Here is a 20970-nt window from a genome sequence, read left to right as displayed (position 1 = left end):
ACCCGCCCCGGTCTCGCGGGACGTCCAGCTCGATCGGCCCGACCTCGGACTCCACGGTCTTCGGGGTGGTCCCGTTGCGGGAGTTGGCGTGCTTCGGCGCCTCGCTCGAGCCCTTCTCGTAGCCCAGATGGCTGGTCAGCTCGGCCTGCAGGCCCCGCTCGAGCGCGGCCTTGACCAGCGCGGGCACGAACCCGCCGTCACCGGTGAGCTCGACGCCGCCCGCGTCGATCTGCGCGAACAGGGAATCAAGCTGCCCTGAGGCTTTCAGCTGCTCGACCAGGTCCTGGCCCGAGGGCTCGCCTGGGTTCTTCTCGTCGATCATGGTCATGATTCTTACCGTTCCTCTCGGTACGGCTTACACAGACCATCTGACACGCCCGGCCAAGCGCACCAAAGTGGGCATGGTTCGGGCCGGAATCGGACTCACCGCCGAGTGCGAGGACTGATCGGGTGAAGGGTGGTGAAGGGTATTTGTAAACCTCCCCACGCGAGGGGAGCTATAGAAAGTTTCCAAGAACCCTTCACCTCCCTACACCGGCACCCCCTGAACCGCAGAAACAAGCCGATTTGACGGCCCCCGACCACCTCACGTTCGGGGGCCGTCGTCGTCCCCACGGAGGACAAATGAGCACCACCACAACCCCGGCGACCCTGCCCGACCTCGCCGCCAGCAGCACAAAGGAACGCAACCGATGACCACAACAACCGAACGCCCCACCGAGGCCGACAACCTGCGCCAGATGCTCCGATTCCACATGGACCGTGCCGAGCGCCACCGACTCCGCGCCGAGAAGGCCGAAGCCGAACTGGCCGAGCTGAAGAAGGAGGCCCACCCGTGAGCACTCTCTCCCGGCCCACACCGAAACACGCCGCCACCACCGCACCGGAACGTGTAGCCGCTGAACTCGCGTACCTGCGGAATGAGTGCGAGAGCATCCGCCACGCCCTCGACCGATCCCGGGAGCGCCCATGAGAGCCCGCCCCACATACACCGATGCCGACGTGCGCCGGTTCATCGCCCGCGCCGAACGGCACCGGCTGCGGGCCGAGAAAGCAGAGGCCGAACTCATGGCCCTGCGTGCCGCCCACACCGAGGAGGACGCGTGAAGACCCGCCGCGCCTACACCGCCGCCGGAATGGCCGCGTTCCTGTCCGAGCTCCAGCGCCGGCACGGCGCCCCCGCCCAGACCGGCACCCGGGCCGGCGTCCACCCGGTGCCCCAGGAGACGCCCCCGCTCACCGCGGCGGACGGCACCCCTGAGCATCCGCTCCCCGCCACGACCCCCGAGGACTGATCCCCGCATGTACAGCGTCTACGCCCAGCACTGGCAGCGCGACACGGAAGCCGCCGCCTCCGCACGCGTCTACCGGGTATCTCGCCTGCGTCACGACGCGGCCCCCGCCCCCGGCGTTTCGATCTTCCGTCACGGCCGCCCCGTGCTGACCCTCACTCCCGAGGACGCCCGGCGGATCGCTGACGGCCTGCACGACGCCGCCGAGCGTGCCGAGCGCGTCCCCACCACCCCGATCCGCAAGGAGCGCCCGTGAGCCGCCAGCGCTACGACCCCGGCCGCCGCAAACGGCTTGCCCCCTCACCACTGAGGCCCGCACCCGCGAGGCCGGCACTCCCTACCCCGAAGAAGGAGCACCACTCATGAAGCACCCGCACATCACGCACGCCGAGGCCGAAGCTCAGGCCCGCCCCCTGCCCCTGGAGGACCAGATCACCTACTGGAAGGCCCGCGGCCGCGCCCTGGAACGCGCCGCTCAGCGCGCCCAGACGCACCCCCGCCCCGAGGACGCCGCCCCCGAGGCGGTGCCCGCGCCGGAGACGGCGCCCACCCCGACCGGCCCCGACCCCGTGCAACTCGAAGTGCTCGAAGCCCGCATGGAAGCCGCCGCCGCCCGCCGCGGGATCGACCCGGTCCCCCTCCTCCCGTACCTGCGGGCCGAGCCGTTCATGAACGAGGATGGCCGTGTCGAGCGTGCCGCCGTCGAGACGTTCTTCCAGCAGCTCGCCGACGCGCGCGACGCCCGGACGGTGCGCCCGTGACCGGCCCCAGCACCGGCGGCGTCCGCGGCGGCCGGCAGACCTGGGCCCAGTGGTACTACTCCGGCGCCCCCACGGCGCAGGACATGGCCGACCGGCGCCACGCCGACACGGCCCGCGCCGAGCGTGCCCGTCTCGACGCTGAGGCCCTCAACGCCCGCCACGCCGAGTCCCGTCCCGATCCGGCCGCCCGGCTGCGGATCGCCCTCACCAACCTGGGCCCGAGCATGGTGCTCCCCGGCGCAGGCCCCACCCTGGCCGACGTCAACGCCGCGATTCGCCGCGAGGCCGGCCCCGACCGCGCACTGCATCAGCAGATGCTCGACCTCCACTACACCCAGCAGGCGCGCCGCCGCGCCGCCGGCAACCACTGACACACGAAAGGCAGATCATGAGCACTACGAAGACCGCCCCCGCCTACGCGACGGCCGAGGACATCCGCGCCCAGGTCCACGCGCACGCCGAGGAGGAGCGCCGCGATGCGTCCGCCCACGGGGCAATGCTGAACCTCATGCAGAAGATCGGCGACGGCCGCGAGGACCCCGAACCGGACCTGAACGCCGCGTACGAGCAGGCCCGCATCAGCGGGGACTGGGAGGAGTACGAGCGCATTTACCGGGCCCACGACGACTGGGCCGACCGGTCCGCGAAGCGCGCACGCATGGCGAACAACCTGCGAAACCGTGCCATCCCCAACCCCGAGCGACGCCGCACCCTCCGGGGCAACGCCGGCCGTCTCACGCTGGCATACCTCGCCGGCGCCCTGCCCAGCATCCTCGACGCCGCCCAGCGCCTCACACTCCACGGTGTGCCTTCCACCGCCGAGGCCGCCATGACCGCCGACCCCCGCGCCCGGGGCCACTACCTCGAAGCTGCCGCCGTCGTGGACGCCTACAGGGCCCTGCGCCGCACCCAGGCCGCGGCCGTGACCGACATCAACGCGACTGTCGCGGAGAGCTTCGGAGGGCCGTCCCAGGTCTCCTCGCAGAGCGTCCTCACCATCGGGCAATTCCGTGACGCCCTCCACCTCGACGCGACGTGGCTGAGCAACCGCCGCAACGCCATCGGGCAGCTGCGCTCCTCCGCCACCCGCGCCCACCTGCGCCGGTACGTCCCCGGGATCGTGGAGTTCCTCGACGACGCCCCCGCCGAGCTGTTCGGGCCGATCACCGCGGACGGGTTCCCCGCTGAGTGCACCACCGTCCCCGCCCGCGCCCAGTGGCTCGCCACGTGGAGCACCCGCCTGGACTTCTGGGTCCCCGAGTTCGAGGACCTCCAGCAGCTCCAGCACCTCTACGGGTCCGCCATCAACCCAGAGCACTGGCAGGACCGCAAGGGCCTTGTCCTCGCCAACACCTACGAGGGGGAGAGCGCCGCCGACAACGCCGAGCGCCTGGCCCTGGTCAACCTCGACTACCGCCGCCCCGACTGGGACACCCCCCAGCCCGAGCCCACCGCCGAGGACCTGGACGCCATCACCGCGAACCGCGCCGCCCTCCCGCGCGAGCAGCACCCCGGCCTGCACGCCTGACCCGCACCACCGCGACGCGGCCCGCCCACCACACCGGAGGGCGGGCCGCCCCGCACCCGCAGACCCACGCCCACACAACGCACCCGCACCCGTGCCTGCAAACGCGTCCCCTCACGCACGCTCACACACCCGACCACCAACGCCCCACCCCACCGCCGAACGCCCGCCACAGCCCGCAGGGAGAAGCTCCCCGCACACCCCCAAAGCAGGGGGGGCACCCCACCTCCCCCCGGGGGGCGGAATCCCCGCCCCGCCACAGTCTGTGGCTGTCTGTCTGCAGAGTTGAGGGAAAACGCATTTACTACGATTGGAGGGCCGGAATATGCCGGTTTCGCGCTGTCCGATGTGTCGGAATCCGGTCATTCAGGCCGGGACTGGGCGGCCCGCCCGGTGGTGCTCGGATGCCTGCCGCTACCGGGGGCACACCCGGCTGCGGACGCTGCGTAAGCGTCTGCGAGCTGCCGAAGAAGAAGGACTCGCCCGCCGCGCTGAGTACCTGCGCGAGTGGATCAACCGATTGGAGAAATGATGGCGAACCTGCCGAAGCCGGCGAACAAGCGTTCCCGGCGCACGACGTCCAGTGGGCCAGAGTTCCGGGCCCTCGAAGTGGTGGCGGTGCCTCAGCCGCCGCTGCCGGAGCGGGATAGGCCGTGGAGCGCGGAGACGCTGAGGTTCTGGGACGAGCTGGGAACGTCCTCGATCGCGCCGGAGCTCTCCGCGGTGGAGTGGCGGATTCTCATGCTCGCCGCCGTCGCCTATGAGGCGATCTGGTCTGACGGGGCCCTCACCCGCGTTGACACGCTACTCAACTTGATGGGCCGGTTCCCGTTCACCCCGCGGGATCGTCAGACGTTGCGGATCACGGCGCTGACGGGTGAGCAGATGGAGGCCAAGGCGCGGGCGCAGGGTCAGCGGGAGCACGTGGCGGGCCGGAACTATGCGGGCCTGCGTGCTGTGGACACGACGGCCGGCGGCCAGGCATGAAGCGGCCCGCGCTTTTGCGCACCTTAGTCGCCCCCGTCCTCCTGGCTTCCATTCTCCTTCTCCTGGACGGTCCGGGGTGGCGAGGCCGAGGCGGCGGGGATGCCCCGGCGTGCTGCCTACCTGCGCGAGTGGCTCGAGCGGTTGACCGCCGGCCCCGGGCACGGGCACGGCACCACGTGAGCGCCCGCGGGATTCGCAGTGCCGGGCGTGTGAGACGCGTACAGCGTCCGCGGGCGCCCTTACGCTGTAGTTCAAGGACCACGGCTGCACGTCACTGCGTGCCGCCGTACATAGAGGCACAGGGGAGGTGATTAGCATGACCGCAGCACCGATGGACAGGACTCGTCTCGAGCGGCGCGTCACGACGCCGATCCTCACCCGTGCGCAGGTGGTGGCCTTGACCCATGCGCCGGAGGCGGACGTTCGCCGGTGGACGACGGGACCGAATCCTGCCGTGCAGCGCGCCCCGCGGTCGGGGTGGACCCCGTTCACGGTGAACTTCGCCGGTCTGCTCGAGGCGGACCTCCTGCACATGCTGACCGACATGCCTCACCTGGGACCCCGCAAGGCGTCGGGCGTCATGCGCGCGATTCGCCAGGACCATGGCCCGCTCGCCCTCATCGAGCACCCCGGCCTGTTTACGGACGGCAAGGACGTCTTCCTCCTCGATGCGGGCGTCTTCACGCGAGTGCGGGACAGTCAAGGGGCGTTCGCCGAGGTGTTGGAGCGGTACACCCGCCGACTCGTCGTGCGTGATGGCCGTGTGCAGGAGTACCGCCCTGACCGCCTGCCGATCGCGTCCGTGAACCCGGCGTTCAACGGGGGCGGCCTGTCGCTGATGTCGAACCGCACCCCCGTGTCGGCCGTGGCCGGCATGCTGCTCGCTGGCGAGACGCCGCAGAGCGTCGCCCTTGACTACGACCTCGACGTGAGCGAGGTGCAAGCTGTTGAACGCGACCTCGAGTGGGCGTGGCAGGCGTCGGCGGCCTAAGCCCGTCACTGTCTTCTTCGATCGGAACCTAGGCAAGAGCCTCCCGCGCGCCCTTGACATCTTGCCGCAGCTGAAGGTCAAGCACATGCGCGACGTCTATCCGAACGACGGGCAGGAGATTGAGGACACGGAGTGGCTCGCGCGCGCCGGCGCTGAGGGGTGGGCGGTGTTCACTCAGGATGCCCGCGTGTGGCAGAACCTCGACGAGCACGAGGCGCTGATCAACAACGGCGTCCGCGTCTTCTGCCTCGGCACGCCGCAGGCCACGGCAACGCAGAAGGCGGTCTGCTACGGCAGGCACATTCTGCCGATCCTCCGCCGCGCGCGCCGGCCGGGCCCATGCTTCTGGCGCATCTATCCCGAGCGCGTGGACAAGTTGTTGCGCTGACTGCCGGGAGCGGGGTGGCCCCGGCGGGAAACGGGTCCGCCGGGGCCGGAGCGGGCGGGCCGCACGTGTGCGGGGGGTCCCGTGGTCCCTCTCCACGCGACGGAGCCGAGGGGGGATGGCTCAACGCCGCGCACGCTCAGCCTACGGGCGGGAGGTGCGCCTCGATAGACCCAGAGGGCGACGGCGTCGGCCTAGCGTGTCCGGCCCTCGTGGTCCCCTGCCCGGCATGCCATTCCACACCTATGACGGTCCGCCGTTCGAGCGCCCCGAGGACGTTCACGCCGCACCCTACCGCCACCCGTTCTACGCGCGCGCCGTGTTGCCGGACGTGGGTGCCGTAGACGGTGCCGTGACCCGGTGGACCACGTCACACCTACTCCTGACGTGGGTGGGGACTGCGGGCGGGGAGCGGGAGCACGCGTGGGTGCCGATCGCGTGGACGAGGCGCATCGCACGGGAGGAGTCAGGGTGGCGGGACCCCGACGATCTGCACTGATGGACGCCGCCCGAGGCCGATAGGCTCGCCCGCATGGCACCTCGAACCGATATTCAGAACGCGCACTGTGAGAAGTGCGGAAAGACGACTCGGCACCTCGTGGACATTCACGAGAGCTCTCCCACGGACGCACACAAGATCACACCCTTCGTGAACCCGGTGGCTTGCTTGGTCTGCCACCCCGAGCGAGATCCCCGCAAGTCCAAGTGACGATGACGGCCCCGGCCCTCCCACCATGGGAGAGTCGGGGCCGTTTCTGCGTTCAGGCGGCGGCCGCGTAGTCCGCAGCGGTGCGCTCAGCGCGTCGGACATGCTCGGCAAGGTCGGGCCGGCCTGCGCGCCGCAGACGGGCGCGAAGCGTTCCCACGTTGACCCCGAGGCGGCGGGCGATCTCGAGCGGGTGCACGCTCCACGAGAGCAGCCATTCCACGTCCTCGACCAAGGCGGCGTTGCGTTCAAGCGTGGCCGGGCGAGTCACTGCCGGCCCTGCGTCAGCAACGCGTCGTAGGCGGCCCCCACCGCGGGAACGGAAACGCCCGCATCGGCGGCGGCCGTCACCATGTCCTCGAGCGTGGCCGACGTGCCGCGCGCGTGTAGGCCCACGGCGATCGCCTCGACGGCGGAGGCGTCCAGGGCCTCCAGCAGCTCGAGGACAGTGGAGAGGTCCCGGGCGAGCGCGCGGGCACGGGTGCGGGTGAGGTCCAGGCCTGCGCGGGGGTCCCGGTCGTGCCCTCGGCCGTGAGGGTCACAGCGCCGTCATGGAGGAACGTGGACACGCCGCCGGCGGATGGGCCGCTGATCGTGATGAGCTCCTCGCCGTACTTGTGCGGGGTCTCGACCTTGAAGCCGGGGCGGATCGTGGGGACGTTGGTGGTGCTCATGGTGCCTCTCCTCGTGGGGGTGGCCGGTGTCTGCCGGTCCTCGGGTGGTGGTGGTCTGTGGGGAGGGGCGGACGGGGGTGCTCATCTCCAAGACGGAAGCGGAGCCCTGCGGGCCCAGGTCTCCCGGTCCCTCATCCCAAAAAACCCGCCGCCCTCCGCCCCCGCTCTGCGACATTCGCCCACGCCGAGTAGACCCCCGCTGTTCGGCGGGTGTCTCTCGTGTGGCCCTAGGACTGGCCGAGCTCTGGCAGTCCCCGCGCCGGCGGTTCGGCGTGTTCGGGAGGGGTGTCACCGCGCCCTCATGATTGGCAGCACAGAGGGCTGTAGACGCTGGAGGATCACGCTGTGACCTCGTGCCGCCCACCGTCACGGGCGACGGCGGGCAGGACGCGGCCCCGCGTGTGGGGGCCGGTAGATCACATGGGGCCGGTCCAGATGGAGGGCAGGAACAGCACGGCAAAGCCCGCCGCCGTGACCGTCAGAGAGACGGCGCCACGGGCAACGGGCTGGAGAAGCTGGGGGAGGGTGCGGGTAGGCTGAGACACGTCATCACGTCCTAGATCGTGGTGGCCGATGCCCCCGGACGGTTGCCGCCGTCGCGGGGGTTTCTTATGTGGGGAGCGTAGGCATAGCGACCTGTACAAGTGGGCGTACAAGCTGGTGCCGGTGGTCGACTCGGACCTGCTCGCGGACTGCTTCGACCTCGCGTGGGACATCCGCCGGCTGGACATGGAGGCCTCGCCGTACGACCTGACCGGGGTGGACGACCTCTCCGACGGGCGCGGCGGCTACGCGGCCGTGCGGATCGAGGAGCCGGCCGGGCGTGCCGAGTACGCGCGGCGGCAGCGCGAGTTCGCCGAGCGGGGGCAGGCGCTGCGGGTGCGGCTGCTGGCGGTGCTGGACGAGGCCGTGGGGGCGGCCCCTGGGACCGGGCCGGAGGCCGAGTGGACTTCCAGCGCACGTCCATGATTAGGATGGCCGCTCTACAGGCTGTGAGGCGCATCACTCGCGTCATCCGGTGACCGCCTCGGCCCTCTCCGCACCGAACGACTCGAGGACCTGACGTGACCAGAACCGTTCCAGCTCGCCGCCGCACCACGCTCGCCGCCGCCGTCGCGGCCGTCTCGCTCGCCGTCGCGGCCGCCGCCCCCGCGCTCTCCGCGCCCGGCAACGGCAACGGCAACGGGTCCGCATCGCAGGGTCAGGCCCGCTCCAACGACCTCTCCGCCACGCGGGGCAACAAGGTCAACGACGCCGCCGCGCTCGCGCCGCACCTCGTGGGCCAGACGCTGGACTGGGATGCCTGCGACTTCGGCAGCGAGCGCCTCAACGCCCGGTTCAGCGCGATCCCCGGCACCGCGTGCGCCGACGTCACGGTGCCGCGGGACTGGAAGAACCCCGAGGACGGCCACACCATCACCCTGCGCGTGGCCAAGACCGAGACCTCGAAGGGCAACCCGGAGCGCCAGGGCATCGCACTGGTGAACCCCGGCGGCCCGGGCGGCTCCGGCCTGCCCTGGGGCCCCGCCATGGCCGAGCGCGCCCCGGAGCTCGCCGAGCAGTACGACTTCATCGGCTTCGACCCCCGCGGCGTGGGCCAGTCCACCGCCCTGGAGTGCACCTACACGCCGAACCCCGAGCACGACGTGTGGCAGGACACGAAGGCCCAGGTCGACGCGTGCCTCGAGAACGAGCTCACCCCCTACATCACCACCGAGCAGACCGTGTACGACATGGACTTCATCCGCGCCGTCCTGGGCGAGGAGAAGACCTCCTACATCGGCTACTCGTACGGCACCTGGCTGGGCAGCTGGTACCAGCGCGTCTTCCCCCAGCACGCGCACCGGTTCCTGCTGGACTCCGCCGTCGACATCTCCCGCGACGGGCTCCAGACCACCTGGGACCTGCAGCCGCGCTCCCGCGACCGCCAGTTCCAGGACGCGATGCTCCCCTACGTGGCCCGGCACGACGAGATCTTCGGCCTCGGGGACGACCCGATGCAGATCCGGCAGCGCTGGGAGGACGTGGGCGGCACCCGCACCCAGCTCGGCATGATCGTCGCCGGCTCGTTCCTGTTGCCTGCCATGTACGACACGTCCCAGTACCTCGACGCCGGGTCCGTCATCGCCGCCTACATCCGCATCATGGAGTCCGAGGCCGCGGCCACGGACCCCGCGGGGCAGCGCACCCAGATCGAGCGCATCCTGGCCGAGGCCCGTGCGTCGCTGCCGGCCGAGGAGCGCGACTCCTTCGACCGCTTCGCCGCCCGCGGCCTGGAGACCGTGGGCGAGCGCGAGCAGCTCGTCGCCGCCACCCAGGCCGGTGACGCCGTCACCTTCGAGGGCGCGTTCTCGGCGATCCGCTGCCAGGACGGCCAGTGGAACACCTCGCAGGGATACTGGACCTCGTGGGTGGACGACCTCGGCCGCAAGGCCCCGTGGATCGGTGTGCTGATGGGCCCGTCAGAGTGCATGTACTGGCCCGCCCAGACCTCCATGCCCGCCCAGCCCGGTGGCAAGGGCGCCCCGAACACCGTGATCGTGCAGTCCGAGCTGGACGCGGCGACCCCGTACGAGGGCGGCCACCGCGCCGCCGGCGTGCTGCGCAACACGTCCCTGATCTCCGTGGACAACGAGGGCACCCACGGCCTGTTCCCGTACGGCACCGAGTGCGTGGACACGCCCATCCGTGACTACTTCCTGACCGGCGCCCAGCCGGCCGAGAAGTCGCTGTGCGACGCCGTCCCGCTCCCGCTCGAGACCCAGCCGGTCCAGGTGGCCGGGACCCCGACGCACAAGGGCGACATCAAGATCTCGATGCGCACCGACGCCGTGCGCGAGGCCAACCGGATCACCCACGACGCGATCGAGCGTCAGCTGATCGACTCCCGCGCGGTGACCCCGGACGTCGAGGCCTTCCTGGAGGACTGACGGCCCGGGCACCCCGGCACCCGGCTCGCCCCCGACGGCCCGGCGACTCCCCCGCGGAGACGCCGGGCCGTCGTCGCGCCCGGGGCGGCCCTGCAACGCTGGTTGGGTTGTCGCGGGTGCCGCCGCCCCACACCCCCGATAACTCAACCCGCGATGGGCAGCCGGAGGGGTGGCGTCGACGCCGAGGCCGATAGCCTCGCGCCATGATCCTGCACATCACCCTCCCGGAGGACTGGGCCGCCGCGCGTCGCACCGGCCGCTACACGGCGTCGACGCGCGGCGCCTCGATCGACGACGTCGGCTTCCTCCACGCCTCCGACGACGCCGCCCAGGTAGGAGTCGTCGGCGCGGCGATCTACCCGGACCGGCCGGACGCGTTCGTCTGCGGCCTGGACGAGGACGAACTGGCGGGGGCCGGCCTGCGGGTGCGGCGCGAGCCGGGAGACCCCTCCGATCCCCACTCGGCCGAGTTCCCGCACGTCTATCCGGGCGGGGCCGCCTCCGGGCACATCCCGTGCTCGATGCTCACCCCCGTGACCGACCCACGGGCGGACGCCCGCGTGCACCGCGAAGACTCGGCCGAGGCCGCTGCGCTGCTCGACGCCGGGTGGAGCGTGCGATCCCGCTCCTGGGGCGCGCGCCTCCACCTCGACGACGACGCCGACCTGGCGCCCTACCGTGGCCACATCGCGGCGGCCGAAGCGCGGGGAATCGAGGTGCGGAGACTGACCGCCGTCGACCTGCCTGCCCTGCGCGCCCTCGACGAGGAAGCGGCTCCCCGATTCCCGCACACCGACGGCTCCCGTCACGAGCCGCTGCCGGACGACCTCGAGGCCCGACTGTCCACCCCAGAGGGGCTCGCCGTGGGGGCCTTCGAGGGAGGCGTGCTCATCGGATTCACCCTGACGTTCCGCTCCCCTGCCCGGTGGGAGGTCGACCGCACCGCGGTCGCGGCCGAGCACGAGAACCGTGGCGTGGCGAAGGCCGTCAAGGCGGCGACCGTCCTGGCGACCCATGCCCGCGGTGGGCGCGAGTGGGGAACCGGCGGCGCCGAGTCCAACGCGGCGTCCCTGCGGATGAACGCGGCCCTCGGGTTCCGTCTCGAGCCTGCCTGGCTCGGGCTGACCCCGCCCACGACGTGGGAGGAGTTCGCGCGGGCCCCGGCGTCAAGCTCCCTTGACGACAAGGTCACTTGACTGTCAAGCTTGCTTCACAACGTCCGGTCGGACGGCCCCCACAGAGCCTCCGAGGCGGGCCGGGCCACCGGCCCAGGGCATCGACCACAGGAGGGCCCCATGACCACGAACCACTCCCGCCACACCACCGCCGCCGCGGACGGCCCGGGCACCCGGTACCCGGTCCGCCCCGACGGCCCGGCGACTCCCCCGCGGAGACGCCGGGCCGTCGTGGGGTCGGCTCAGCCGTCGAGGATGCAGAACTCGTTGCCCTCGGGGTCGGCGAGGACGGCCCAGCCGAGGTCGACGCGGCGGTCGTCGACCATCGCGGCGCCGAGGGCGAGCGCCCGCTCGATCTCGGCGTCGCGCGTCGAGCCGGCGGCCGCGCGCAGGTCCATGTGGGCGCGGTTCTTCACGCGCTTGGCGTCCGGGACGCGGAAGAAGAGGACGACCTGCCCGTCAGGGCCGACGAGTGAGCACTCGTCCGACCCCGGGCGGTAGAGGTGAGGCTCGTCGACCTCCCAGCCGAGCAGCGCGCGCCAGAACTCGGCGATGGCGTGGGGGTCCAGCGCGTCCCACGTGGTGTGAGAGAGACGGAGGGACATGGCGGCTCCTCAGGAACGGGCCGGGGCGGGCGGGGACGACTCCACGCGAGCCAAGGGCGCGGCACCCCGGGCAAGGCGGGTTGACTTGTCACGGGTATTCACCGCCCAGACCCGCGACAAGTCAACCCGCGTTGGCCGGACGGGCGGACGGACGGCGGAGGGCCGGGTCACCCGCGGATGTGTCGCATCACGAGCCGCGGGATCGCGCTGCGCGGGCTGATGCTGCACCACGCGACGGGCTCGCCGTCCGAGTACCGACGACGCCGGGCGCAGGCTCCCCCGCAGCGAGCGCCCGCATGGTGTCCTCGCGGGGGTCGCCGGGCGCGTGCCTCTGCGGCGCTGAGAGCCGGGGGGACAGGCACCAGCAGTGCGTGGCGCGGCGGTTCGGGTTGACGACGTGCGCGAAGTCGTCGAAGCGGTCGGCGGTGAGCGGGTGCACCTCGAAGGCCATGCGGCCAGCATCGTGGGCGGCGGTGGAGGCGTCCACGGCGAGGCCCAGCTCCGCCGCCGCCCTGTCGGGCCACCGTCAAGCAGACTTGACGTCAAACTCTCTTTACTGTCAAGCTTGCTTCACACGACGGGGACAAACCCCGGCCCCGCCCCGGAGGGACCGCCATGGCCACCACGCCGCACACCACCACCGACCTCGCCCGCGACCGCCGCCCCCGCTGGGGCCGCTCCGCCCGTCTGGGCGGCGGGTCCGGGCGACTGATCCTCGTCAGCCTCGTGGCCGGCGTCGTCATCGCCCTGCTGATCGGGGCCGCGTCCTACGGTCTGGCCTCGAGCCAGGGCGACGCCGGTCCCCGCTTCCCGGCGGTCACGGGCGCGGTCATGGCGGCGTCGGCGCTCCCGGTCGGCGCAGCCCTCGCCTGGCTGTTCCTCGTGGACCGCACCACCCTGCGCGGCGCCGTCCGGGACACCGAGGAGACCATCGAAGGCCGGTGGCTCGAGAAGGCGCAGTCCGGCGCGTTCGGCGACCTGCTCGTGGTGCTGGGCCTGGGCACGTTCGTCGTCGCCCTGGCGGGGTGGCAGCCCAGCCTCCCCCTCGTGGGCGCCGGGCTGCTCCTCTTCGCGGGCGCCTCGGTGGCCGTCCGCTACGCGCTCCAGAAGCGCCGGGGCTGAGCCGTGGAGAACACCATCCCCGACGAGCGTGCCCGCCTCGGCTGGTCGCAGCAGCGGCTCGCCGACGAGCTCGGCGTCTCCCGGCAGACCGTCATCTCTCTCGAGAAGGGCCGCTACGACCCCTCGCTCCCGCTCGCCTTCCGCCTGGCGGCCGTGTTCGGGCGGCGGATCGAGGACCTGTTCACCCCGGACGGCAACGCGGGTTGAGTTGTCGCGGGTCCGGGCGCCCAGCACCCGTGACAAGTCAACCCGCGTTGGGCCCGGGGCGGCGTGGGGCATGAGAGGCTGGGGTCATGGATCGAGAGCTGCGCACCCCTCCGGAGCTGGAGGGCGTGGACTGGCACGACGACGCCCCGCGTCGCCCCCGCCCGATCGTCACCCTGGTGGCGTGGATCGCCATCCTGGGCCTGGTCCTCAGCGTGGGCGCCGGGATCTTCTCCGCCTTCTGACGCGTCACCGCCGGCCGACGCGCCGCCCCGGCCTCAGCGCACGTCACCGTTAACGTAGCGCCAGATCCCGTCCTCACGGCGGAACCGGCTGACCTCATGGAGTCGGAACCGCCCCTCGGCCCCCGTGCCGACGGCCACGAACTCCACGGTCCCGGCGTCCTGGAACGGCCCGCCGTCCCGCACGTCCAGCACCGCCAGGCGGGTGAACCGCGGCGCCTGTTCCCCCTCGGTCGGCAGCAGCTCGGCCGCGGTGGGCCGGTGCTCGGGAACCCAGGTCGCGGCGAGATAGTCGGCCATCGCCCGCGCCTCTGCCGTCCCGGCCTCGCCCAGCCGCGCGAACGCCGTGTACCGGGAGCGCATGAGCGCCTCGGCGGTGGGCGCGGTCAGGGCGCCGTCCTGGGCGAAACGCGCGTGCAGGCGACCGCAGCACGCCGCGAGCCCGGCTCCGGACCCGCAGGGGCAGGGCTCGGGACGGCTCACCGGCGCGGGCGCCCGGTCGCGCGACGCCGGGCGGACCGGGCCGTGATGCGGCGCACTCCCGTCAGCACGACGCCGGCCGCCGCGGCGAGCAGCGCGGGGCCGAGCGGGCTGATCGGCCGACGTCGACCGAGCGGGGACACACGGGTCTGCTGAGGTCTCATGCCGCCAGGCTACGCCGGGCCGGCTGCCGCGTGCCGCCCCCATCACACCCACGATCCCGCGTCCAGGCGGCCGAGTAGACTGGACGGGCAAGCACGCGGAGCGCCCCGGGCCGGGCGTGAGACGGCATCTACACCGTCCTGCTCCGCGGCATCGTCCCGCACCCAGGAGCGTGTTCATGCCCATCATCGTCGTCGACGTCATGCCCAAGCCCGAGATCCTCGATCCGCAGGGCAAGGCGATCAACGGGGCCCTGCCCCGCCTCGGCTTCACCGAGTTCAGCCAGGTCCGCCAGGGCAAGCGCTTCGAGCTCACCGTGGAGGGCGAGGTCACCGACGAGATCCTCGCCCAGGCGCGCACGGCCGCCGAGGAAATGCTGTCCAACCCCGTCATCGAGGACGTCGTGAACGTGGCCGTCCTGGACGAGGCCGAGGGCGCCCGATGACCGAGCTCCCCCTCATCGGCGACTACTCGACGCCGGCGACGCCGCTCAGCGGCGCGCGCATCGGCGTCATCACCTTCCCCGGCACCCTGGACGACGTGGACGCGCTGCGCGCCGTCCGCCTCGCCGGCGCCGAGCCCGTCTCCCTGTGGCACGCCGACGCGGACCCGCAGCGGACGCTCGCCGGCGTGGACGCCGTCGTGATCCCGGGCGGCTTCTCCTACGGCGACTACCTGCGCGCCGGCGCGATCGCGCGCTTCGCCCCCATGATGGACGCGGTGGCGACGGCGGCCGGCGGCCCCGAGGGCGAGGCGGACGGCCTGCCGGTGCTTGGCATCTGCAACGGCTTCCAGATCCTCACCGAGTCACACCTGCTGCCGGGCTCGATGATCAAGAACGACCACCTGCACTTCATCTGCCGCGACCAGGAGCTGGTCGTGGAGAGCGCGGACACCGTGTGGACCCGCGACTTCGAGCAGGGCCAGACCATCACCGTGCCCCTGAAGAACCAGGACGGCCAGTACGTGGCGGACGAGACGACCCTCGACGCCCTCGAGGCCGAGGGCCGCGTGGTGTTCCGCTATCAGGGCTGGAACCCGAACGGCTCGCGCCGGGACATCGCGGGCATCGCGAACCCGGCCGGCAACGTCGTCGGCCTGATGCCGCACCCGGAGCACGCCGTGGAGCCGGGCTTCGGCCCGGACACCGCCGCCGGCCCCCGCTCCGGCGTGGACGGCCTCGGCTTCTTCACCTCCGTCCTGACCACCCTCGCCAGCCGTGGAGGCCATGCATGAGCCAGCAGTTCAACATCGAGACGGTCGCGGACGCCCAGGCGACGCCGGACGTCGAGCAGCCCTGGGCCGAGCTGGGCCTGAAGGAGAACGAGTACGCCGAGATCAAGAAGATCCTCGGCCGCCGCCCCACCGCGGCCGAGCTGGCCATGTACTCGGTCATGTGGTCCGAGCACTGCTCGTACAAGTCCTCGAAGGTGCACCTGCGCCAGTTCGGCGAGAAGCTCACCGATGAGATGAAGCAGCACATGATGGTGGGCATCGGCGAGAACGCCGGTGTGACCGACCTCGGTGACGGCTGGGCCGTGACGTTCAAGGTCGAGTCCCACAACTCGCCCTCCTACGTGGAGCCCTATCAGGGCGCGGCCACGGGCATCGGCGGCATCGTGCGCGACATCATCTCCATGGGCGCCCGCCCGGTGGCCGTGATGGACCCGCTGCGCTTCGGCGCGATCGACCACCCGGACACCGCCCGCGTGTTCCACGGCGTGGTGGCCGGCATCGGCGGCTACGGCAACTCCCTGGGCCTGCCGAACATCGGCGGCGAGACCCGCTTCGACCCGATCTACCAGGGCAACCCGCTCGTCAACGCCCTCGCCGTGGGCGTGCTCAAGCACGAGGACCTGCGCCTGGCCAACGCCTCCGGCGTGGGCAACAAGGTGGTCCTGTTCGGTGCCCGCACCGGCGGTGACGGCATCGGCGGCGCCTCCGTGCTGGCCTCCGAGTCCTTCGACGGCGACGGCAAGCCCGCCAAGCGCCCCTCGGTGCAGGTCGGCGACCCCTTCTCCGAGAAGGTGCTCATCGAGTGCTGCCTCGAGCTGTTCCGCGACTCCCTCGTCGAGGGCATCCAGGACCTCGGCGCCGCCGGCATCTCCTGCGCCACCTCCGAGCTCGCGTCCAACGGCGAGGGCGGCATGCGCGTGGAGCTGACGGACGTGCTGCTGCGCGACTCCACGCTGACCCCGGGCGAGATCCTCATGTCCGAGTCGCAGGAGCGCATGATGGCCGTGGTGACGCCGGAGAACGTCGCCGCGTTCGAGGCCGTCATGGCCACGTGGGACGTCGAGTACTCGTGGCTGGGCGAGGTCACCGGTGACGGCCGCCTGATCATCACCTGGGACGGCGAGGTCATCGTCGACGTGGACCCGCGCACCGTGGCCCACGACGGCCCGGTCTACGAGCGCCCGTACGCGCGTCCGGCCTGGCAGGACGAGCTCCAGGCGGACACGTTCCGCTCCTCCGAGGCCGGTCAGCACCTGCCCGCCACGGGCGAGGAGCTGCGCGCCGCCGTCGTGGAGCTGATGAGCTCCCCGAACCTGGCGGACACCTCCTGGATCACCCGCCAGTACGACCGCTACGTCCGCGGCAACACCGCCCTGGCGGCCCCGGACGACGCGGGCGTGGTGCGCGTGGACGAGGAGACCGGCATGGGCGTGGCCCTGGCCACGGACTGCAACGACCGGTTCACCTACCTGGACCCCTACACGGGCGCGCAGGCCTCCCTGGCCGAGGCGTACCGCAACGTCACCACCGCCGGGGCCGTGCCCCTGGCCGTCTCCGACTGCCTGAACTTCGGCTCCCCCGAGGACCCGGACGTGATGTGGCAGTTCGCGGAGGCCGTGCGCGGCCTGGCGGACGGCTGCCAGACCCTCGGCATCCCGGTGACCGGCGGCAACGTGTCCCTGTACAACCAGACGGGCAGCACCCCGATCCACCCCACCCCCACGGTGGCGGTGCTCGGCCAGCTCGACGACGTCCTGCGCCGCACCCCGTCCGGCTTCGTCCCGGACGCGGACGGTCAGGCGATCTACCTGCTGGGCGAGACCGCGGACGAGCTGGACGGCTCCGAGTTCGCGCGCCTGCGCGGCCACCTCGGCGGCCTGCCCCCGAAGGTCGACCTGAAGAAGGAGCGCCTGCTCGGCGAGCTGCTGGTCAACATGTCCCGGGACGGCATGATCGACGCCGCCCACGACGTCTCCGGCGGCGGCCTCGCGGCCACCCTGTCCGAGATGGTGCTGCGCTTCGGCGTGGGCGCCCGCGTGGTGCTGGACGAGGTGCTGCGCCGCGACGGCGTGGACCTGTTCACCGCGCTGTTCTCGGAGACGCAGGCGCGCGCCGTCGTGGCCGTGCCCCGCACCGAGGAGGTCCGGTTCACGGACATGACCACGGCCCGCGGCTACGCGGCCGTGCGCATCGGCGTGGTGGACGCCGACTCCGCGGCCCTCGAGGTCCAGGACGCCTTCACCCTGCCGATCGCGGAGCTGCGCGAGGCCTGGGAGGCCACCCTGCCGAAGCACTTCGGCTGAGCCTGGGACAGAAGCGACGAGCCCTGCGCAGTGGTGCCTATCCAGTACCGATAGGCCCCACTGCGCAGGGCTCGTCGTATCTCAGGGCTCGTCAGGTGGTCCGGTGCATCTCACCGACCCACAGGGAGAGCGTCGAGTGGGACGGGTCGCCGTCGAAGTGCTCATGCGAGACGTCCAGCACGGGGTAGGACGCCAGGTCGACGCCCTCCGGGACGGTCAGCGTCGTGTCCTGGCGGGTCACCGTGCCCAGCGAGATCATGCGGCTGGCGGCATCGTCGCGGATCCAGACCTCCAGGTAGCCGTCCTCGGGGGCGGGCACCTGGGGCACATGCACGGCCAGTTGCATCTCCCCGTCGGCGGCACGCGTCATCTCGGCGCGGGCCGGCGATCCGTCCGTGGTCACGGACGCCATGACGGCGGTGCCGATGAGGTCGTCGCCGCCGCCCGGCTCACCCCCCTGGCCGGGAGCGTCCGTCCCGCGCGTCGGCGGCGCGGGCGACGTCGTCGCGGGCTTCCCGGCCTCCGGGACCCCGCCCTGCCAGGGGCCGCCGCCCAGGGCGACACCCACGGCCCCGCCGCCGATGACGAGCCCGGCGGCCGCCGCCGCGGCGACCGGCCACCAGCGGCCGCGGGCGGCGGACGGACCCGAGCCGATCGGACGGACGGTCGCGACGCCGTCGGGCGCGACATCCTCGCCCGTGGCCTCCCCCTGCGGTGGCCCGTCGTGAGCCACGGCCTCCGTCTCGGGCCCCAGCTCAGCGGCGATCCGCCCCCACAGGTGCGGCGGCGGGTCGGCCAGGTCCGGGGCGGGGCCGTCCAGGGCGGCCAGCACACGCAGGATGGCCTCCAGCTCGGCCGCGTCCTCCGGATGGAGCGACGCCGCGACGTCGGCGGGCGCGGCGAGCGGGCCGTCGTCGCCGCGCACGCGCTCGTGCAGCCGGACGGCGAGGTCGGAGATCTCCTCCGCGGGCTGTCGGCCGCGGGGATGCTCACGCTCGGGCATCGGCGGCCTCCAGACGGCTTCTCAGTGCGGCCAGGCCGCGGTGGATGTGGGAACGGACAGTGCCGAGCGGCATGTCGAGGCGCTCGGCGATCTGCTGGTGCGCCAGGTCCTCCAGGAAGGCGAGGCGCAGCACCTCGTCCTGGGGCGGACCCAACAGAGCGAGGGCGTCATGCACGACGACGGCGGCCACCACGGTGTCGCTGACCGCGTCCTCCGCGCCCTCGGCGCGGGGGAGGTGGACGACCTCCGCCTCCATCTTCCGCGCCTCACGAGCACGGCCGGCGAACATGTCGGCGATGACGCGACGGGTGATGCCCGTCAGCCACCCGCCGAGCGGCCGGGCGGGATCGTAGGTGTCCCGCGAACGCCACGCCCGCATGAACACCTGCTGGGCGGCGTCCTCGGCGTCCTCCCGGCTGCGCAGCGCGGCGAGACACAGGGAGAAGACCAGGCGACCGTGGCGCTCGTACGCCTCGCGCACGGCGACGGCCTCCCCCGCGGCGAACCGGCGGTCGAACCCGTCGTCCTCAAACATGGGACTCCTCTCCCGCGGTGTGCTGCGTCGGCGCGGCGCGGCCCGGCTCAGGCCAGACCTTCCGACAGGCTACCGGTCAGCCCTCGACGGGAGTGGCGATGGTCACGATGTTCTCCGTATAGTCCCGCTCGTCCGGCAGCCATTCGCCGCCGCAGGTGATGAGGACGAGCTCGGCGGCGCCGTCCCGGCGGAAGTACGGGGACAGGTCCAGCTCACCCTTCCCCAGACTCTGGGTGGAGACCACCCGATAGCGCCGGGCGGTCCCCGCCGCATCCGTGACGGTGACCTCGTCGCCGACCGCGGCCTGCCGCAGCCCGTAGAGGGCCCCCACGGGATTGCGCGGTGAACCCGAATGGGAGGCGATCACCGCCGTCCCCTCAGGATCCCCGGGGGCCGAGCCGTGGCGGTACCAGCCGCCGACGGAGCTGTCGTCGGGCAGCTCCATCGCCCCGTCCTCCGTGACCCCGACCGAGACCACGCTCAGCGTGGCCCCGATGGCCGGATAGTCCACGCGCACGGGGATCCTGGCGTCGTCCGATGGGCTCTGGGTGGCGCGCCGGACGGCGATCCCCGACGACGGCGTCCGCCCGGGGACGACCGGAGCCGCGGAGGGGGTTGCGGCCGGTGGAGTTCCCGTTCCCTCCGCGGGACCCGGCGTCATCGCGACGACGGAGCCTCGCCCCTGCTCGGACGGGAGGGAGGAGACCGCCGCCGACGGCGCGCAGCCGGTGAGGACGACGGCGGCGAGGGCGAGGACCGCCGGCACACGGCCGACGGTCCCCATCTCCGGGCGGGACGGACCCCGCCCGCAGGACTCATCACGCACGGGCCGCCCGGCGGCGGGCCATGAGGACGGCGCCGGCGACCAGGGCGGCCGCACCGGCGCCGACGGCGGCCAGCATCCCGGTGGAGTCCTGGGCGGGGGCGACGTCGATGCCCGCGGGGACGGAGCCCGGCGCGCTGTGGTCGGCGGCGACCTCCTGGGTGGCCAGCGCGAGGGTGCCGTCGGCGGCGGAGCCCCAGGCGTAGGCGATCGTGGTGACACCGTCCTTGACCTCGACGTCGGCGGGGCCGATCACGGGGTCGGTGGTGCCGGCCACGGACACGGCGGCGGAGACGGTGCCGGCGGGCACCTCGAGGGAGGCCTCGTCCGGGTTCTCCAGGCCGGGCACGACGACGTCCTCGCCGGCCCAGACGTCCACGGCCGGGGCGGCGGCGATGTGACGCACGGTGAGGCGGCCCTCGCCGGCGGCGACGGCGCTCGTGTCGTTCTCGAACGCGGTCACCGTGGGCGTGCCGGCGGCGTCGAGGTGGGCGGCGGCGGTGTAGTCGCCGCCGTCGGCGAGGGTGAGGGTGACGGGACCGAGGATCGGGGCGGAGTCATCCATGGCGTCCGCGGCGGTGATGGCGACCTCGTAGTCGCCGGCGGCGAGCTCCAGGGGACCGGCGAGGTCGCCGGGCTCGAAGTTGTCCAGGGTGAGGGCACCGTTCACGTAGACGTCCACGGGGGTCTCGGGCACGGCGTGCAGCACGGAGAGCTCGGCGCCGGACGGGGCGTCCATGGCGGCGGCGGACAGGGGGGCGAGGACGGCGATGCCGAGGGCGGCGGTGACGGCGGCCGGGAGGGACGTGCGCATGGTGTCGTTCCTGTT

The 20970-nt window shown here is 72.6% G+C and carries 30 protein-coding genes and 1 pseudogene; 19 read left to right on the top strand and 12 right to left on the bottom strand.

What is annotated here, in order from left to right; genetic code table 11:
* Nucleotides 1-322: transposase (locus ACUW6W_RS06705; RefSeq protein ID WP_454180009.1), on the bottom strand; the 322-nt coding region annotated here is incomplete at its 3' end.
* Between the two features lie 370 nt (nucleotides 323-692).
* On the opposite strand from ACUW6W_RS06705, the gene ACUW6W_RS06700 reads away from it, so the two are divergent.
* From ACUW6W_RS06700 to ACUW6W_RS06655, 10 genes are all read left to right on the top strand, one after another.
* On the top strand, nucleotides 693-839 hold the full coding sequence (locus ACUW6W_RS06700; RefSeq protein ID WP_180952477.1) for a hypothetical protein: 147 nt from the start codon (nucleotides 693-695) through the stop codon (nucleotides 837-839).
* Between the two features lie 130 nt (nucleotides 840-969).
* Nucleotides 970-1107 carry a hypothetical protein gene (locus tag ACUW6W_RS06695; protein WP_180952476.1) on the top strand — a complete coding sequence of 46 codons (138 nt, stop codon included), beginning with the start codon at nucleotides 970-972 and terminating at the stop codon, nucleotides 1105-1107.
* Complete coding sequence (locus ACUW6W_RS06690; protein WP_206496512.1) at nucleotides 1104-1295, top strand: hypothetical protein; 192 nt, start codon at nucleotides 1104-1106, stop codon at nucleotides 1293-1295. The genes ACUW6W_RS06695 and ACUW6W_RS06690 overlap by 4 nt, the downstream gene beginning before the upstream one ends.
* Before the next feature lie 7 nt (nucleotides 1296-1302).
* Nucleotides 1303-1548, top strand: a complete 246-nt coding sequence (locus ACUW6W_RS06685; RefSeq protein WP_206496513.1) for a hypothetical protein — start codon at nucleotides 1303-1305, stop codon at nucleotides 1546-1548.
* Between the two features lie 106 nt (nucleotides 1549-1654).
* Nucleotides 1655-2053 (top strand): hypothetical protein, encoded by a 399-nt coding sequence (locus ACUW6W_RS06680; RefSeq protein ID WP_366365954.1) that lies wholly within the window; start codon nucleotides 1655-1657, stop codon nucleotides 2051-2053.
* Complete coding sequence (locus ACUW6W_RS06675; RefSeq protein ID WP_206496816.1) at nucleotides 2050-2424, top strand: hypothetical protein; 375 nt, start codon at nucleotides 2050-2052, stop codon at nucleotides 2422-2424. Before ACUW6W_RS06680 ends, ACUW6W_RS06675 begins: the two co-directional genes overlap by 4 nt.
* A gap of 17 nt (nucleotides 2425-2441) precedes the next feature.
* On the top strand, nucleotides 2442-3581 hold the full coding sequence (locus ACUW6W_RS06670; protein ID WP_454180003.1) for a hypothetical protein: 1140 nt from the start codon (nucleotides 2442-2444) through the stop codon (nucleotides 3579-3581).
* 528 nt (nucleotides 3582-4109) lie between these two features.
* Nucleotides 4110-4565 (top strand): phage terminase small subunit, encoded by a 456-nt coding sequence (locus ACUW6W_RS06665; RefSeq protein ID WP_101963312.1) that lies wholly within the window; start codon nucleotides 4110-4112, stop codon nucleotides 4563-4565.
* Nucleotides 4566-4881: 316 nt separating this feature from the next.
* Nucleotides 4882-5556, top strand: coding sequence for a DUF433 domain-containing protein (locus tag ACUW6W_RS06660; protein ID WP_206496665.1), 675 nt, complete (start codon nucleotides 4882-4884; stop codon nucleotides 5554-5556).
* Nucleotides 5513-5944, top strand: coding sequence for a PIN-like domain-containing protein (locus ACUW6W_RS06655; RefSeq protein WP_206496664.1), 432 nt, complete (start codon nucleotides 5513-5515; stop codon nucleotides 5942-5944). The genes ACUW6W_RS06660 and ACUW6W_RS06655 overlap by 44 nt, the downstream gene beginning before the upstream one ends.
* A 758-nt stretch (nucleotides 5945-6702) precedes the next feature.
* Here the strand turns inward: ACUW6W_RS06655 and ACUW6W_RS06650 are convergent.
* From ACUW6W_RS06650 to ACUW6W_RS06640, 3 genes are all read right to left on the bottom strand, one after another.
* Nucleotides 6703-6918 (bottom strand): hypothetical protein, encoded by a 216-nt coding sequence (locus ACUW6W_RS06650; RefSeq protein WP_206496663.1) that lies wholly within the window; start codon nucleotides 6916-6918, stop codon nucleotides 6703-6705.
* Between the two features lie 76 nt (nucleotides 6919-6994).
* Nucleotides 6995-7321, bottom strand: coding sequence for a hypothetical protein (locus ACUW6W_RS06645; protein ID WP_454180000.1), 327 nt, complete (start codon nucleotides 7319-7321; stop codon nucleotides 6995-6997).
* Nucleotides 7322-7737: 416 nt separating this feature from the next.
* On the bottom strand, nucleotides 7738-7866 hold the full coding sequence (locus ACUW6W_RS06640) for a hypothetical protein (RefSeq protein ID WP_377636612.1): 129 nt from the start codon (nucleotides 7864-7866) through the stop codon (nucleotides 7738-7740).
* Nucleotides 7867-7954: 88 nt separating this feature from the next.
* Between ACUW6W_RS06640 and ACUW6W_RS06635 the strand changes: the two are divergent.
* The 3 genes and pseudogenes from ACUW6W_RS06635 to ACUW6W_RS06625 form a co-directional block, all read left to right on the top strand.
* Nucleotides 7955-8290 (top strand): annotated as a pseudogene (locus ACUW6W_RS06635) (3-methyladenine DNA glycosylase); the annotation flags it as partial.
* Between the two features lie 95 nt (nucleotides 8291-8385).
* A complete protein-coding gene (locus ACUW6W_RS06630; RefSeq protein WP_454179997.1) occupies nucleotides 8386-10251 on the top strand; it encodes an alpha/beta hydrolase in 1866 nt (621 codons plus the stop codon).
* Between the two features lie 203 nt (nucleotides 10252-10454).
* Nucleotides 10455-11447, top strand: a complete 993-nt coding sequence (locus ACUW6W_RS06625) for a GNAT family N-acetyltransferase (protein ID WP_044658687.1) — start codon at nucleotides 10455-10457, stop codon at nucleotides 11445-11447.
* Between the two features lie 221 nt (nucleotides 11448-11668).
* On the opposite strand, the gene ACUW6W_RS06620 is transcribed toward ACUW6W_RS06625, so the two are convergent.
* Together ACUW6W_RS06620 and ACUW6W_RS06615 are read right to left on the bottom strand one after the other, a co-directional pair.
* Nucleotides 11669-12031 (bottom strand): VOC family protein, encoded by a 363-nt coding sequence (locus ACUW6W_RS06620; RefSeq protein WP_020621445.1) that lies wholly within the window; start codon nucleotides 12029-12031, stop codon nucleotides 11669-11671.
* 187 nt (nucleotides 12032-12218) lie between these two features.
* Nucleotides 12219-12518, bottom strand: a complete 300-nt coding sequence (locus ACUW6W_RS06615; RefSeq protein ID WP_051049981.1) for a hypothetical protein — start codon at nucleotides 12516-12518, stop codon at nucleotides 12219-12221.
* 128 nt (nucleotides 12519-12646) lie between these two features.
* Here ACUW6W_RS06615 and ACUW6W_RS06610 point away from each other — a divergent pair, with 128 nt between their 5' ends.
* The 3 genes from ACUW6W_RS06610 to ACUW6W_RS06600 all read left to right on the top strand — a co-directional run bounded on the left by ACUW6W_RS06610 (nucleotide 12647) and on the right by ACUW6W_RS06600 (nucleotide 13602).
* Nucleotides 12647-13153 carry a hypothetical protein gene (locus ACUW6W_RS06610; RefSeq protein ID WP_020621444.1) on the top strand — a complete coding sequence of 169 codons (507 nt, stop codon included), beginning with the start codon at nucleotides 12647-12649 and terminating at the stop codon, nucleotides 13151-13153.
* Nucleotides 13154-13156: 3 nt separating this feature from the next.
* Nucleotides 13157-13360, top strand: coding sequence for a helix-turn-helix transcriptional regulator (locus ACUW6W_RS06605; RefSeq protein ID WP_002856639.1), 204 nt, complete (start codon nucleotides 13157-13159; stop codon nucleotides 13358-13360).
* A gap of 86 nt (nucleotides 13361-13446) precedes the next feature.
* Nucleotides 13447-13602, top strand: coding sequence for a hypothetical protein (locus ACUW6W_RS06600; protein ID WP_010079551.1), 156 nt, complete (start codon nucleotides 13447-13449; stop codon nucleotides 13600-13602).
* A 33-nt stretch (nucleotides 13603-13635) separates the two neighbouring features.
* Here the strand turns inward: ACUW6W_RS06600 and ACUW6W_RS06595 are convergent, their stop codons facing one another.
* Both ACUW6W_RS06595 and ACUW6W_RS06590 read right to left on the bottom strand, forming a co-directional pair.
* On the bottom strand, nucleotides 13636-14082 hold the full coding sequence (locus tag ACUW6W_RS06595; RefSeq protein ID WP_049148014.1) for a YchJ family protein: 447 nt from the start codon (nucleotides 14080-14082) through the stop codon (nucleotides 13636-13638).
* A complete protein-coding gene (locus ACUW6W_RS06590; protein WP_155643109.1) occupies nucleotides 14079-14243 on the bottom strand; it encodes a hypothetical protein in 165 nt (54 codons plus the stop codon). Before ACUW6W_RS06590 ends, ACUW6W_RS06595 begins: the two co-directional genes overlap by 4 nt.
* A gap of 176 nt (nucleotides 14244-14419) precedes the next feature.
* Here ACUW6W_RS06590 and purS point away from each other — a divergent pair, with 176 nt between their 5' ends.
* Genes purS through purL form a run of 3 tightly spaced genes read left to right on the top strand, consistent with a single transcriptional unit; the run spans nucleotide 14420 to nucleotide 17780 of the window.
* Nucleotides 14420-14686, top strand: coding sequence for a phosphoribosylformylglycinamidine synthase subunit PurS (gene purS / locus ACUW6W_RS06585; protein ID WP_002856633.1), 267 nt, complete (start codon nucleotides 14420-14422; stop codon nucleotides 14684-14686).
* Nucleotides 14683-15477: a phosphoribosylformylglycinamidine synthase subunit PurQ gene (gene purQ, locus ACUW6W_RS06580; protein ID WP_134416771.1), complete on the top strand. Its 795-nt coding sequence runs from the start codon at nucleotides 14683-14685 to the stop codon at nucleotides 15475-15477. Before purS ends, purQ begins: the two co-directional genes overlap by 4 nt.
* Nucleotides 15474-17780: a phosphoribosylformylglycinamidine synthase subunit PurL gene (gene purL / locus ACUW6W_RS06575; RefSeq protein WP_454179993.1), complete on the top strand. Its 2307-nt coding sequence runs from the start codon at nucleotides 15474-15476 to the stop codon at nucleotides 17778-17780. The genes purQ and purL overlap by 4 nt, the downstream gene beginning before the upstream one ends.
* A gap of 91 nt (nucleotides 17781-17871) precedes the next feature.
* Here purL and ACUW6W_RS06570 read toward each other — a convergent pair whose 3' ends face one another.
* From ACUW6W_RS06570 to ACUW6W_RS06555, 4 genes are all read right to left on the bottom strand, one after another.
* Complete coding sequence (locus tag ACUW6W_RS06570; protein ID WP_454179991.1) at nucleotides 17872-18783, bottom strand: anti-sigma factor domain-containing protein; 912 nt, start codon at nucleotides 18781-18783, stop codon at nucleotides 17872-17874.
* A complete protein-coding gene (locus tag ACUW6W_RS06565) occupies nucleotides 18770-19318 on the bottom strand; it encodes an RNA polymerase sigma factor (protein WP_454179989.1) in 549 nt (182 codons plus the stop codon). Before ACUW6W_RS06565 ends, ACUW6W_RS06570 begins: the two co-directional genes overlap by 14 nt.
* Nucleotides 19319-19394: 76 nt before the next feature.
* Nucleotides 19395-19829 carry a class F sortase gene (locus ACUW6W_RS06560; RefSeq protein ID WP_454179987.1) on the bottom strand — a complete coding sequence of 145 codons (435 nt, stop codon included), beginning with the start codon at nucleotides 19827-19829 and terminating at the stop codon, nucleotides 19395-19397.
* 307 nt (nucleotides 19830-20136) lie between these two features.
* Nucleotides 20137-20955 carry a DUF4397 domain-containing protein gene (locus ACUW6W_RS06555; protein WP_454179985.1) on the bottom strand — a complete coding sequence of 273 codons (819 nt, stop codon included), beginning with the start codon at nucleotides 20953-20955 and terminating at the stop codon, nucleotides 20137-20139.
* Between the last annotated feature and the right edge of the window lie 15 nt (nucleotides 20956-20970).

It is taken from the genome of Micrococcus sp. 093350064-1, assembly GCF_053627955.1.
This window is presented reverse-complemented; position numbering and strand designations above follow the sequence as displayed.

Coding starts and splice junctions, on each gene's coding strand:
- ACUW6W_RS06695 (WP_180952476.1), top strand. CDS start 970: ATGAGAGCCCGCCCCACATACACCGATGCCGACGTGCGCCGGTTCATC.
- ACUW6W_RS06660 (WP_206496665.1), top strand. CDS start 4,882: ATGACCGCAGCACCGATGGACAGGACTCGTCTCGAGCGGCGCGTCACG.
- purQ (WP_134416771.1), top strand. CDS start 14,683: ATGACCGAGCTCCCCCTCATCGGCGACTACTCGACGCCGGCGACGCCG.
- ACUW6W_RS06565 (WP_454179989.1), bottom strand. CDS start 19,318: ATGTTTGAGGACGACGGGTTCGACCGCCGGTTCGCCGCGGGGGAGGCC.
- ACUW6W_RS06685 (WP_206496513.1), top strand. CDS start 1,303: ATGTACAGCGTCTACGCCCAGCACTGGCAGCGCGACACGGAAGCCGCC.
- ACUW6W_RS06555 (WP_454179985.1), bottom strand. CDS start 20,955: ATGCGCACGTCCCTCCCGGCCGCCGTCACCGCCGCCCTCGGCATCGCC.
- purL (WP_454179993.1), top strand. CDS start 15,474: ATGAGCCAGCAGTTCAACATCGAGACGGTCGCGGACGCCCAGGCGACG.
- ACUW6W_RS06645 (WP_454180000.1), bottom strand. CDS start 7,321: ATGAGCACCACCAACGTCCCCACGATCCGCCCCGGCTTCAAGGTCGAG.
- ACUW6W_RS06665 (WP_101963312.1), top strand. CDS start 4,110: ATGGCGAACCTGCCGAAGCCGGCGAACAAGCGTTCCCGGCGCACGACG.
- ACUW6W_RS06610 (WP_020621444.1), top strand. CDS start 12,647: ATGGCCACCACGCCGCACACCACCACCGACCTCGCCCGCGACCGCCGC.
- ACUW6W_RS06670 (WP_454180003.1), top strand. CDS start 2,442: ATGAGCACTACGAAGACCGCCCCCGCCTACGCGACGGCCGAGGACATC.
- ACUW6W_RS06570 (WP_454179991.1), bottom strand. CDS start 18,783: ATGCCCGAGCGTGAGCATCCCCGCGGCCGACAGCCCGCGGAGGAGATC.
- ACUW6W_RS06680 (WP_366365954.1), top strand. CDS start 1,655: ATGAAGCACCCGCACATCACGCACGCCGAGGCCGAAGCTCAGGCCCGC.
- ACUW6W_RS06620 (WP_020621445.1), bottom strand. CDS start 12,031: ATGTCCCTCCGTCTCTCTCACACCACGTGGGACGCGCTGGACCCCCAC.
- purS (WP_002856633.1), top strand. CDS start 14,420: ATGCCCATCATCGTCGTCGACGTCATGCCCAAGCCCGAGATCCTCGAT.
- ACUW6W_RS06625 (WP_044658687.1), top strand. CDS start 10,455: ATGATCCTGCACATCACCCTCCCGGAGGACTGGGCCGCCGCGCGTCGC.
- ACUW6W_RS06590 (WP_155643109.1), bottom strand. CDS start 14,243: ATGAGACCTCAGCAGACCCGTGTGTCCCCGCTCGGTCGACGTCGGCCG.
- ACUW6W_RS06700 (WP_180952477.1), top strand. CDS start 693: ATGACCACAACAACCGAACGCCCCACCGAGGCCGACAACCTGCGCCAG.
- ACUW6W_RS06600 (WP_010079551.1), top strand. CDS start 13,447: ATGGATCGAGAGCTGCGCACCCCTCCGGAGCTGGAGGGCGTGGACTGG.